This is a genomic window from Rickettsia sp. Oklahoma-10, from assembly GCF_039954865.1.
GTDB lineage: Bacteria > Pseudomonadota > Alphaproteobacteria > Rickettsiales > Rickettsiaceae > Rickettsia > Rickettsia oklahomensis.
Genome location: NZ_CP157197.1, coordinates 159,979 through 173,476 on the forward strand (window position 1 = coordinate 159,979; position 13,498 = coordinate 173,476).

Consider the following 13,498-nt stretch of genomic DNA (forward strand, 5'->3'; position numbering starts at 1 on the left):
ATTTACTCAAGTTTTTGTAAGAATATTTCAAATTTCTTATTTGCTAAAATAATTATATTTAAGTCTATAGTTTCTTGAGATTTAATTTCTTTAATAAAATCAAGAAAATTTCTAACTAAATTATTATTATTATTAATCCATAAATCTAAATCAATAGCTGTTTTAGATTTATTAATTATTCTTATTAATAATCTACGTTGTTTATCATATAAATCATCTTTTAGCGATTGAATTCCAAGACGACGCCAAAATGAATCGCTCAACTGCCTATCGCAAGCTTTACGTAACCAATCAAGACTAAACATATCGCTTATAGCAAAATAGGCTTCTGCTATCTCTTTATTATTACCTGAAGTCTGTTTTGTTATATATATAGTGTCAAATACTGAAATTAAATTGTCAAACGTAGCGATAGTAGCAGCAAATGATTCCTCTACTCCGTTAGTTGTATAATAATTTAATTTTTCTTCAAATCTTATTTTAGTTTCTCCAACTAATAAAGTACCTACCGTTTTTCTTAAGTTTTGCGCAGGAACTCTAAACTCTTCTATAGTTGCACTAATATTAATAGGATGTTTTAAATTTTTAATAAACCAAGAAATACCACGACGCATTAATTTTGTGATTTCGGTAAACATATCAATTTTTACATTGTAATCAATATTAGCAGATAAATTGCTCACTGTTTCCCATATGTTATCAAGATCAAAAATTTCACAAATAATGGTATACGACCTTATTATGTCACAAAGAGGAGCTCCAATCTCACGCTTTACAATACTAATAAGCGGTCCTCCAAGCTGATTCATTATTTTATTTATAGTAACGGTTTTAATAATCTCATGTTTAAGAGGATGAGATAAAATTTCATTACGAAACTTTTTTTGCATCATTTCTGGGAAATAATTTATAAGATATGCATCAAAATATTTATCATGAGAAAAAGTAGAATTAAGTAACTCATGATAAGCCGACCTTTTACTATATGATAGCAGTACGCAAAGCTCAGGACGAGTTAATACTTCACCGCTGATAGCTCTTCTACTCAATTCTTCTGCACTAGGCAAAAATTCATTTTCTCGTTCTAATACTTTTTCTTCTTCTAAAATGTCTATAAATTGACTAAGTATATTAACGGTTAAAGTAGGAGATAGTTGCATAATCGTTATTGCTTCGGTTTGCTTATAATTATCAAGCAATACTAACTCTTCAACTTGCTTTGTCATATCGTTTAAAAGTTTGTTACGTTCTTCTAAAGTAATTTTTCCTAAGGTTACCGCACTACTTAAAGCAATTTTAATATTTACTTCATGATCGGAGCAATCAACACCTGCTGAATTATCAATAAAGTCAGTATTTATGCGTCCGCCTTTTTTAGCATACTCAACTCTACCTCTCTGTGATACACCGACATTACCACCTTCTGCTATAACCTTTGCTCTAATTTCATCCCCATTACATCTAAGATTATCATTTGCTTTATCACCGATTTCTAAATTATTTTCCGTATTAGCTTTAATATAAGTACCTATTCCGCCATTCCATAACAAATCAACATTTGCTTTTAAAATAGATTTAATTAACTCCTCTGGTGATACCTCATTATCATTTATATCAAGTAATTTTTTAATTTCCGGTGATAATTTTATTAATTTACTACTGCGTTCAAATACTCCACCTCCCTTAGAAATAAGCTTATAATCAGACCAATTAGAGCCTTTTAAATTAAATAAACGCAAACGCTCATTAAAACTTGATAAAGGATCAGGAGTAGGATCAATAAATATATGCTTATGGTTAAAGGCAGCAACTAGTTTAATCACCTCTGACCTTAGCATACCGTTACCGAACACATCTCCCGACATATCCCCTATACCTACAACGGTAATAGGATCTTTTTGGACATCTAACCCTAGAGTTTTAAAGTGATTAGTTACAGAAATCCAAGCTCCTTTAGAAGTAATAGCCATTTTTTTATGATCATAACCTGCAGAACCACCTGAAGCAAACGCATCATCAAGCCAGTAATTGTATTCTCTTGCTACACTATTCGCATAATCCGAAAATGAGGCTGTACCTTTATCAGCAGCAACCACTAAATAAGGATCTTCTTTATCATAAATAATAGTGTCTTTTGGATGTACTACTTTACCATCAACGATATTATCGGTTATGTCTAATAAACCTCTTAGGAAATTTTTATAACATGCAATGACTTTTTCCATATATTCATCACGAGTAAGACCTTCCTCAGTAAAATGAACATAAAAACCTCCTTTAGAGCCGACAGGAACAATAACAGAATTCTTCATCATTTGTGCTTTCATAAGCCCCAGAACTTCAAACCTATAATCTTCTGCTCTATCTGACCATCTAATTCCTCCACGCGATACAGGACCACCTCTTAAATGAACGGCTTCAAAATTTCTAGAGTAAACAAAGGTTTCGGCAAATGGAATCGGTTTAGGTAAATTCGGTACTTTTGAAGAATCAAACTTAAATGAAAAAATATGTTTATGTAGTTGATAGTAGTTTGTTCTAGTAATAGCATTAACTATACCAAGCATATTACGTAGTACTTTATCTTCACTACTCATATCAACACTTGCTAAGTAATTAGTGAGCTTACCTTTAATTACATCACAATTATTATCAGAATGTTTAGGATTAAATTTGATGTCAAATAGATTTACTAACATTTTTGTATATTCGGAATGTTTCAGTAGTGTTAACTGTACATACCCTTTGCCGTAACTAAATCCTGTTTGATGTAAATATCTTGCTAAAGCTTTTACTAATTTAACTTGCTTCCAATTAAAACCGGCCAACACTATCAGTTTACTTAAAGAATCATTAGCAAACATCCCAAGTGCCATTTTATCTAAAGCTTCTTCAACATTTATTTTTAATTTGGTAATATTACCCTTTATGGGTACAATAGAAGTTAAAATAAAATTATATATCCAGCTTTCTTTGATTTCGAGGGCTTCCTTAATGCAAAAAGTCTGTTCATCAATTGCTTTAAAACCTAAATTTTCAATTGGCGGCAATATGTTAGAAAGTACAAGTTTTACTTTTGGACTATATATTTTTAAGTAAAATTCCGAGTCACTTATAGCGACTAAATTAAACATATATTTTTGCAACTTGCTTGCTTCCTTTAGATATTCAATATCTACTAAAGCTATTTCCGGAGAAAATTTTTGCCTATAGTCTGTCGGAAAAATACTATCAAAGAGCTTTAAATTAATACCTGCTTGATATTCGCCGAATTTTTTAGAAAGCTTGAAATAAAAATCTTCACTCCAACGTGTAGAGATACGATCTAAATCTTGCTGTATTATTTCTGCTTCAAAATTTATTTTATGTTCACCATGTGCTTCAAGAGTTACAAAAAGATAAGAGAAATTACCTGCTACTTCGGTGATATAATTGGATAAAATTTTACTACCAAATTTTTCCGATAAATAACAATCTATCACATTATGTATTTCAGCCGTTAAACGTTCTCTCGGTAAAAAAATGATGATATTAAGAAAAGAACTCGACCAGTCATATTGAATAAACAATTTAAGCTTTTTACTAATCATACTTGAAAGCATATGAAGACACATACAATATAAATCATCTTGATCAATTTGTATTAAAGCTTCACGCGGCAATGATTCCATTAAAATTTTTAATTTATCAGCATTATAACCTGATAGGGCGAATCCTGCTTTCTCTATTACAAAATTAAATTTCTGTCTAAGGATTGGGATAGTACTTATTGAATGATAATACATATTTGAACTATACATCCCAAATATTATACTGCCTGAAATATACTCACCCAAAGAATTAAAATGCTTTACTAACACGTAATCGATTAAATTGTCCGGATGGATAAGTGATCCACTGTTTATTTTACCTAGCATTATCAATTGATTTTGATACGGTAAATCTGCTGAACATTTTATAATATCTTCAATTTCGGTATGGATATCTTGCCATATTGCCCTTACACCAATTTCATTGTTTAATTTTAAAGATTCTAATTTAAAATCAAGGGCACCTAATAAAACAAAATTATTATTTTGCAGCCAATTTAAAAATTCTTTAGCCTCTTCAAGTTTCAATTTATCGTTACTAATTAAATTTTGAGATAAATCTTGCAATTTTGTGAGCAAATGTGGCAAGCTTCTATAGCTTTGTTCTAGTTCCTCTAATCTTTCATTTATAGCCCCAGTTAAAAATGTAGTAGTTTTATCGTCAAAATTTCCTAATATAGTTAAATGTAATATCGATTCTGAGTTTTCATTCGGTGCAGAATTTTCTAATATTTTTTCTAATTCTCCTTTACTATTTCGTATGCAGTTTATTACCGGATGGAGCAAAAACTTAGCTTGTAAATTCATGTTTTTAAGTAAACATATAACAAAATCAACAATATGCGGTTTATTATCAAGTAATATCAAGACATTTATTGCCGGATCATTTTCTATAGTCACCTTTGTTATTGCTATTTTTCTTGCTCTTCTTACCCTTTGCCTAAAAAACTTAAAGGCTTCATCTGCCAAATTTTGGAATAATTTTTCTCTATTCTCAAAATCATAATCAATCGGAATATAATTTAAAAATTTTTGAACAAAATCTATATATATAGGATTTGATTCACGTTCCGTACTAAGTTTTAAAATTTTAGTTTTATAATTTGGGATTTGACAATTTAAACGACTAAAGTTTAAAGAGGTTGTTTTTGGGGTCATACTTTGCTCAAATTAATAATATGATTATTTCTTTTGTTATTATATTATATTAAATAACTTAAGCAAGAGGCATAGAAAATAAGTGGAAACGATATTTGCACAAAGCTCTGCATTCGGTAAAGCAGGTGTAGCAGTTTTTAGGATTTCCGGTCCTAAAAGCTTAGAAGTGTTGCAGCTACTTACCGGTAGAAAGAACTTTAAATCGAGACTAATGTATTATCAACAAATTACATTCCCTGAAAGCGGCACACTAATTGATAATGCTATGGTCGTTTATTTTAAGTCACCAGGTAGCTTTACAGGTGAAGACGTAGCAGAGATTCATACGCATGGCAGTAAAGCTATCTCTATAATGCTTATTAATGCATTGTTAAATATACCGAATATTCGTTTAGCGGAAGCTGGAGAATTTACTAAAAGAGCTTTTTTAAATAATAAGTTTGATTTAACAGCTGCTGAAGGAATAGCCGATTTAATTAATGCTGAAACTATTATGCAGCATAGGCAAGCAATTAGACAAGCAGGTGGAGCGCTTAAAGAATTATATAATAGTTGGCGAGAACAGTTACTTCAAATTATCTCTTTACTTGAGGCTTATATAGATTTTCCTGATGAAGATATACCGGTTCGAGTCCTTAATGATGTTAATAACACTCATACAAACCTTATAAATGAAATATCTAATTATCTTAACGATAATAGACGAGGAGAACTACTAAATAGCGGTCTTAAGCTTGCAATTATCGGACCGCCGAATGCAGGTAAGTCTAGCCTATTAAACTTCCTCATGCAAAGAGATATAGCAATTGTCTCAAATATTGCAGGCACTACTAGAGATATAATTGAGGGGCATTTAGACATTGGCGGCTATCCTATTATTTTACAAGATACAGCAGGTATACGAGAAGCAAGTAGCGACATTATAGAGCAAGAAGGTATAAAAAGAGCTATAAATTCAGCTAAAACAGCAGATATTAAAATTATTATGTTTGATGCTGAGAAATTAGATTCATCTATAAATGAAGACATTATCAATTTAATTGATGAAAATACTATAATTATAATTAATAAAATTGATTTAATTGAACCGAGCAAAATATTTCCAATTGAAGATAAATATAAATGCTTAAGAGTTTCAATTAAGAATAATATATCCTTAAACGATATATTGAAAAATATTGAAAATATTGCCGAAAATATGACAGGATTGACTGAAACGCCTTACATTACAAATCAGCGTCACCGTTATTATTTAAAACAAGCTCTTACCTATCTAAAAAATTTTACTCTAGATAACGATTTAGTCCTAGCAACTGAAGATATTAGAATGACAGTACGTTGCATTGGTACTATTACAGGCGTTATTAATGCGGAAGAAATACTAGGTGAGATCTTTAAAAATTTCTGCATAGGAAAATGATTTTACCGCTGTCACCCCCTGACTTGATCATGGGGTATAGTATCTTTGTCATACCCCAACTTTTGACCACAGTATCACAAAAATAAAAAATACTAATAATTTAGTATTTTTAACTTGATCCCGCTATCAAGTTGCGGTATGACAATGTAACAATTGATCAACACAAGTAAACCTTTTGCAGGAATAACATAAAGGTCTAACCACAATAACTTCACTCAAATCCTCTTTATTATATGTTAATTTATTTTAACTTTCTCTTGACAAGAATATTAACATACTTTAGAAACCACGTTCCATGGTTTTATTAATTTAAATTGAAGGACTAGTATTATGGCACCTGTATTAAATTGTTTCATGCCTATATTTGAAAATGAAATTGTGAGTATCTTACCTGGAAATACAAAGCATATTATTTATAAGTTAGGCAACACTATACTTTCATCAGTATATAATACTGTTGAAGGCAGTTTTATTAATGGTTATTTAGTTAAGAATATAAAATGCAATTGGGTAGGAATCTTTAATCATTTGGCAAAAGTAAATAATGATTTATCAGTAGTAACTCAACAATGTACAGAGATTAAAATCCCTATAAAGTATATTGTTACTTATAGAAACAGTACTAGCGTCATTTTAGAAGAAGGCAAACACCTACTTCAAAATGATACCTTCTCAGAGTTAAAGGAATGCACTACTACCGAAGGCGAAGCCGTTTTACGAGAGCATAATGCAAAAATGCTTGTTAATAATTTGAGAGATATTTTAAATCATTTGGACATAACTTTGAACAATGCTCAAGAAGTAGGGGAAAAAATTTTTAATTTATTGAATATACCAGTTAAATTCACTATTGATAATCTTAATATTATTCTAAAGGATTTCAACGTAACTCTGGATTATATATCCCCTACAGAAGTAGGTAAAAATATTTTAGATCTACTAAATAAACCTTTCACTGAGATAACCACTTCCACTACAAAATGCCCTAACGATGATACAAATAATGATGCATCGTGGGGTTATGTTATTGGCGCAGTAGGATTTATAGCAACCTCATTGATGGTAGCTAAATATGGATGGGATTGGTATAAGGGAAGAAATAAGAATAAAGAATTCTTAAAACTAGAATATGGAAATTTAAAATATCAAATTTTAAATTCTAATAAAGATATATTAGATACCATTTTAAAAATTAAAGATTTAGATGATATAATTAAAATGTTAAATACATTAGAGAATACTGATGGGTGTACACGAATAAATAATAAAAGTATAATAACACTAACTTCACAAGACTACGATTTAGTAGGTCTAAAAGCAATAATGGAAAATTTAAACCAAGAATTTAAAAACTTAAATTCTTTAGATAAAATATTCTCTAATATAAATTCTCTAGGTGAGATACTGAATAATATATATTCTTTTATAAAGCCTAGTGTTAATAGCTGTTCTACTCATAATCCTATTCTACCATATAAAATAACAATAAAAACCTTTGAAGAGATATTGCAAAGTATTAGAAATCTAGAAAATAATAAAATTAGCATTAAAGAACAATTTCCTCTTTATGAAGATAGTTTTCAGCAACTATTCAGTATGTTATCAATTGAAAATATCTACACTGATTATGCACATGAAGAGACTTTTTTAATAGGAGAGTCAAGCCAAGGTATAAGCTCAGATTCATTATAATTAAACCCGTATTGCATGGATTTATAAGTATATAATGCCCGCAAAAGTGGAAATCCGAAAAAACTTGAGAATATAAGGTTAAAGAGTTTTAATAATTATTCTTAAAAAATGTATATGTAAATACTCTATTTCCATATTATTTATTGGGCTCCCACTTTCGAATGACATAACAAGAGCTATAAAACCATCATTGACTTTTTGAAAGTTATATAAAATGATACTCGAAATAGTAAAAAGACATCAAAACTTCTACAAAAAGTAAGAACATTACTCACAAAACTGATATAATCCTCAACTTCACGGTTGGGAAGATGGTAGTTGTTAAGTAATAATTATTCCTTTGCCAAATTGAGTCACGAGCTATGTCTGCCATTGATACAAAAAACACTTTGAGGGATTATTACTTACTATATATATTTTAAATACGTAACAGCACCTAATACATTCACTAATTCATATGCTGTTTCTTTTAGCGCTGCTGCACCTTTGGATCTCTCTGCCGGCACTGCATTCATCATTACTGTTACGGTAGTAGAAAGGCATAGACTTATTTCCTATACCAAGCAGTCCAAGATATATTTAAATAGTAATAGTCTAATATACTAGGTAAAATCAATGATACAGTAATATAAAGATAAGTCTAGTAAATATATTACACATGTGGTAAATTGTCTAAGTAAATATGGTATAATTAAAGATGCAATTAAAACAAAAACTACAACATATTTAAAAAACTGCATGCAAAAGACTTAACCCTTGATACACTGTAACCATAAGGATATAAGATACATTATGGATCCTAAGGCACAAGTAATCAACAAATAAACTATTACTCCTAATATAAAATTTACTAATTTAAAATAGACACATATCTACTAATGGATCATTACTTTTAAGTTGAATTAAGGTAAATATTTATTAGTCATAATAATACCAATTAATAGCATTCTACCAGATGCTATATTTATAATAGCCCATATTTAGACAATATCCTAATGCCTTGAACTAAAGCTATCATTCCAAAACATGAATGAAATACTACTATCCAATACCATAGCTCATTACTAAGATGAGATGAATCAGGCATCCAAACTATACCAAAAGCAATAATTACTAATGCAATAGGTAAATTCACAAAAAATGTAAATTGCAACTTAAAAGCTCAACCAATACTCCTCCTAGTCGGTCCTATAACTAAGCCCCTAGGGTTATTATTCCCTACACAGATATTTGCAATCATATGTTTTTTATGCATATTAGTAAAAATGTTACGCACTATAGATATAGTGGAATGCATAATCAGTGATCCTCCTAACCTAAGTCAAGCATGATAAAATACTAATCCCAATGTGTTATCAAATACATACACTAAATATTAAAGCGATAAAAAACTCAAAGCTCTCAAAGCAATAATCTTTTACAACCAAATCTATCTCCTAGTACACCTGCAGTAATTAGAAGACATGATAATAGCATATTAATTATATATGCATTGACTATCCATAATTGTTATAAATGAGATGGTTTTAAATCAAGAATTTGATAGCAGCTATCAATACTAAAAGTAAGTAAATGCTTAAAATAATTAAAATATACAATCTAAATTTAGAAGAAAGAAATTATGAATTATCTATTGTTTTAGCAATATATTCAGTTTGTTGGAATTGTGATAAGTTATTTAATAAGGATTCTCTATCTTTGTCAGGAACTATAGTCAATTCAGTTGGATTTGCACATAAGGAGCAAGACCTATCACTAATAGGAAAGTGACGAGTAACATAGTAGGCAAATCCAAATCAATTGACTATAACACAAGTAAATTTAACATTTAAGCATCACATTGTATGTAAGTCAAGATTTACTCTTAAAAGCACAATAAAATAAAATTTGATTTTTTTTCTCAAGCTTATATTTTAATTGATAAGTTTATAATATGAAAATTTATGTTAAATACAGATAAAGAAAGAGCCATTGCTGCAGCACTCACACAAATCGAAAAAAGCTATGGTAAAGGTTCGGTAATGAAACTAGGGCAGCGTCCAAATATTGATATAGAAGCTGTATCAACCGGCTCACTTGGGCTAGATATAGCTCTTGGAGTCGGCGGCGTTCCCAAAGGTAGAATCATCGAGATTTTTGGTCCTGAAAGCTCAGGTAAAACTACTCTAACATTGCATTTAATTGCTGAAGCACAGAAAAAAGGTGGCACATGTGCTTTTATTGACGCCGAGCATGCTCTTGATCCCGCTTATGCTAAAAAATTAGGTGTAAATATTGACGAGCTTATTATTGCACAGCCCGATACAGGTGAACAAGCCTTAGAAATTACCGATACTTTAATCCGTTCAGGCGGCATTGACATGATAATAATAGATAGTGTTGCTGCTTTAGTACCTAAATCAGAAATTGAGGGAGAAATGGGTGATGCACAAATGGCATCTCAAGCAAGATTAATGAGTCAGGCTTTGCGTAAGCTTACCGCTTCAATTTCCCGTACTAACTGTATTGCCGTTTTCATCAACCAAATTAGAATGAAAATAGGAGTAATGTTCGGTAGCCCTGAAACTACAACAGGCGGTAATGCTTTAAAATTCTATGCTTCAGTTAGAATAGACATAAGAAGAATCGGTGCTATTAAAGATAAAGAAGAAGTAATAGGTAGTCAAACTAAAGTAAAAGTAGTTAAAAACAAAGTATCACCTCCATTTAAAACCGCAGATTTTGATATAATGTACGGTTCAGGTATTTCAAAAGAAGGTGAAATAATCGATCTTGGAGTTAAGCTTGATATTGTTGAGAAATCCGGTTCATGGTTTTCCTATAATAATGTGCGCATCGGTCAAGGGCGTGAAAACGTCAAACAATATTTAAAAGAACATCCTCAAATTTCCAACGAAATTGAGCAAATAATACGTGAAAAATCATCAAAAATTACTAATATAAATCTTGTTCAAATGGAGGAAGAAAATGATTGATTTAACAGGTAAAACTTCCTTAATTACAGGAGCTTCAGGCGGTATAGGCGGAGCTATAGCGAGGTTACTGCACAAACTTGGAAGCCATGTAATTATTAGTGGTAGTAATGAGGAAAAATTAAAATCCCTTGGAAAGGTTTTAAAAGATAATTATACAATAGAGATATGCAACCTTACAAATAAGGAAGAATGCAGCAATTTAATATCTAAAGCATCAAAACTAAATATTTTAGTATGTAATGCCGGTATTACTAGCGATACGCTAGCAATTAGAATGACAGATGAAGATTTTGACAAAGTTATTGATATTAATTTAAAAGCAAATTTTATTTTAAATCGTGAGGCAATAAAAAAAATGATGAAAAACAGGTATGGACGCATTATTAATATATCTTCAATAGTAGGGGTTTCAGGCAACCCTGGACAGACCAATTATTGTGCTTCTAAAGCAGGTTTAATCGGCATGACTAAATCGCTCTCTTATGAAGTTGCAACTAGAGGTATTACAGTTAATGCAGTAGCTCCAGGATTTATTAAGTCTGATATGACTGATAAACTGAACGAAAAACAAAGAGAACTGATAGTGCAGAAAATTCCACTAGGCACTTACGGTATGCCGGAAGACGTGGCAAATGCAGTCGCATTTTTAGCAAGCGATCAATCATCATATATTACTGGTCAAACTATACATGTAAACGGCGGTATGTTAATGGTATAAAAATTAATAAGATTATTTTGTGCTAGCATAAAATAATTTTTTATGTTAGAAGTTCTTTTAAAGATAAAATGCTATGAATATTTTAAATAAATATTCATACAATGAAAATAAAGCCTAATAGCTGAATGACCGCTATTATACAGCATATAAACTTAAATGATTTATGGAGTTCAAAATTATGAGTACAACGGATAAAATCGAACAGAAAGTTATTGAAATGGTTGCTGAAAAGCTAAATAAAGATAAATCGATAATCACTACGGATTCGAGATTTATAGAAGATTTGAAAGCTGATAGCCTTGATACTGTAGAGTTAATGATGGCAATAGAAGTTGAATACGGTATTGATATCCCTGATGATGAAGCAACTAAAATTAAAACTGTATCCGATGTTATAAAATATATCAAAGAACGCCAATCTTAATCTGCATAAATTAAATCCCTAATAGATAATTAAAAATGTCAAATCAAAGAATAAATAAAAGAGTAGTGATTACCGGACTTGGACTTGTTACTCCTGTTGGGCTTAATGTTAGTTCATCTTGGGACAATATTATAAATGGGGCAAGCGGTATAAAAACTATTACGGAATTTGACACTTCTAAACTTGCATGTAAAATTGCCGGACTTATAGATAACTCTAAGAGAGATGGATTTAAACTTGAAAATTTTACACAAACTGATGACGTTAATAGACTAAATAAAATGGATAAATTTATCCATTACGGAGTAGCAGCCGCAACTGAAGCAGTTAAAGATAGTGGCTGGTTACCTGAAGATGAAAAATCTCGTGATAGAACCGGCTTGATATTAGGTTCAGGAATCGGCGGACTTAAAATGATCGAAGATACCTCTATCAAACTTTATCAAGAAAATAACGGTAAAGTTAGTCCATTCTTTATTCCAGCTTCATTAATTAATCTTTTATCGGGTCTTGTTTCTATAAAATACGGGTTTAGTGGCCCAAACCAAACAGCAGTAACAGCTTGCTCTACAGGGGCACATGCCATAGGCGATGCTATGCGTATGATAAAACACGGCTATGCAGACGTTATGGTTGCAGGTGGTGCAGAAGCTCCCATTACACCTGTCGGAATTGCAGGTTTCGTCGCAGCTAAGGCTCTCTGTACTAAATATAACGATAATCCTGAAAAAGCATCAAGACCTTGGGATAGAGACCGCAGCGGCTTTATTATGGGTGAAGGAGCAGGTGTTGTAGTTTTAGAAGAATATGAACATGCAGTAAATCGGGGGGCGAAAATTTACTGTGAAATTATAGGATACGGCTCGACAGGTGATGCATATCATATGACAGCCCCACATCCTGAAGGTAGAGGAGCATACAGAGCAATGAGAGATGCAATGCTAGATGCCGCAGTCACTCCCGATATGATTGATTATATTAATGCACATGGTACTTCTACTAATCTTGGTGATGCAATTGAATTAAACGCTGTTCAAAAATTATTTTTAGAAGCGAATCCAAAAATTTTAATGTCTTCTACTAAATCATCAATAGGACACTTGCTTGGTGCAGCAGGAAGCGTTGAATTTATCTTTTCAGCTCTTGCAATTAGAGACCAAATTGCACCGCCAACCTTAAATTTAGAAAATCCTATAGATGAGGTTAAGATAGATTTAGTAAAATTAAAAGCTAGAAACGCTAAAATAGACTATGTACTGTCTAATTCTTTTGGCTTTGGCGGTACTAATGCTAGTTTAGTATTAAGAAGAATTTAGTCTAAATCATTGTCATACCGTATCCCCTCCACAATATAAATAAAAACAATTGATGTGCATTTTTTAATATTTTTGCTAGATTCTGCGATCAAAGTCGTGGGAGGCAATAGTCCTGCATGACCCCAATTTATTACATTAAAAATGGTGATTTAAGTTTTGCAGATAAAGTAAATTTTATCTGATTTAGAGCTTTATTTGTACAAAA

The 13,498-nt window shown here is 31.1% G+C and carries 8 protein-coding genes and 1 pseudogene; 7 read left to right on the forward strand and 2 right to left on the reverse strand.

Features of this window, described 5'->3' with window-relative positions; translation table 11 throughout:
- Positions 1–2 precede the first annotated feature (2 nt).
- Entirely contained in the window at positions 3–4,748 is a 4,746-nt protein-coding gene (locus AAGW17_RS00790; protein ID WP_347939056.1) for an NAD-glutamate dehydrogenase, read from the reverse strand.
- Between the two features lie 82 nt (positions 4,749–4,830).
- On the opposite strand from AAGW17_RS00790, the gene mnmE reads away from it, so the two are divergent.
- On the forward strand, positions 4,831–6,168 hold the full coding sequence (gene mnmE / locus AAGW17_RS00795; RefSeq protein ID WP_347939057.1) for a tRNA uridine-5-carboxymethylaminomethyl(34) synthesis GTPase MnmE: 1,338 nt from the start codon (positions 4,831–4,833) through the stop codon (positions 6,166–6,168).
- 330 nt (positions 6,169–6,498) lie between these two features.
- Positions 6,499–7,860, forward strand: coding sequence for a DUF5460 family protein (locus AAGW17_RS00800; protein ID WP_347939058.1), 1,362 nt, complete (start codon positions 6,499–6,501; stop codon positions 7,858–7,860).
- Positions 7,861–8,824: 964 nt separating this feature from the next.
- On the opposite strand, the gene AAGW17_RS00805 is transcribed toward AAGW17_RS00800, so the two are convergent.
- Positions 8,825–9,013: a hypothetical protein gene (locus tag AAGW17_RS00805; protein WP_347939059.1), complete on the reverse strand. Its 189-nt coding sequence runs from the start codon at positions 9,011–9,013 to the stop codon at positions 8,825–8,827.
- Positions 9,014–9,567: 554 nt separating this feature from the next.
- On the opposite strand from AAGW17_RS00805, the pseudogene AAGW17_RS00810 reads away from it, so the two are divergent.
- The 5 genes and pseudogenes from AAGW17_RS00810 to fabF all read left to right on the forward strand — a co-directional run.
- Positions 9,568–9,671: pseudogene (locus AAGW17_RS00810) on the forward strand (palindromic element RPE2 domain-containing protein); the annotation flags it as partial.
- Between the two features lie 132 nt (positions 9,672–9,803).
- Complete coding sequence (gene recA / locus AAGW17_RS00815) at positions 9,804–10,835, forward strand: recombinase RecA (RefSeq protein WP_347939060.1); 1,032 nt, start codon at positions 9,804–9,806, stop codon at positions 10,833–10,835.
- Positions 10,828–11,553 (forward strand): 3-oxoacyl-ACP reductase FabG, encoded by a 726-nt coding sequence (gene fabG, locus AAGW17_RS00820; RefSeq protein WP_347939061.1) that lies wholly within the window; start codon positions 10,828–10,830, stop codon positions 11,551–11,553. The genes recA and fabG overlap by 8 nt, the downstream gene beginning before the upstream one ends.
- A gap of 163 nt (positions 11,554–11,716) precedes the next feature.
- Positions 11,717–11,977: an acyl carrier protein gene (gene acpP / locus AAGW17_RS00825; protein WP_008579292.1), complete on the forward strand. Its 261-nt coding sequence runs from the start codon at positions 11,717–11,719 to the stop codon at positions 11,975–11,977.
- Positions 11,978–12,012: 35 nt separating this feature from the next.
- Positions 12,013–13,293 carry a beta-ketoacyl-ACP synthase II gene (gene fabF / locus AAGW17_RS00830; RefSeq protein WP_347939062.1) on the forward strand — a complete coding sequence of 427 codons (1,281 nt, stop codon included), beginning with the start codon at positions 12,013–12,015 and terminating at the stop codon, positions 13,291–13,293.
- Positions 13,294–13,498 lie beyond the last annotated feature (205 nt).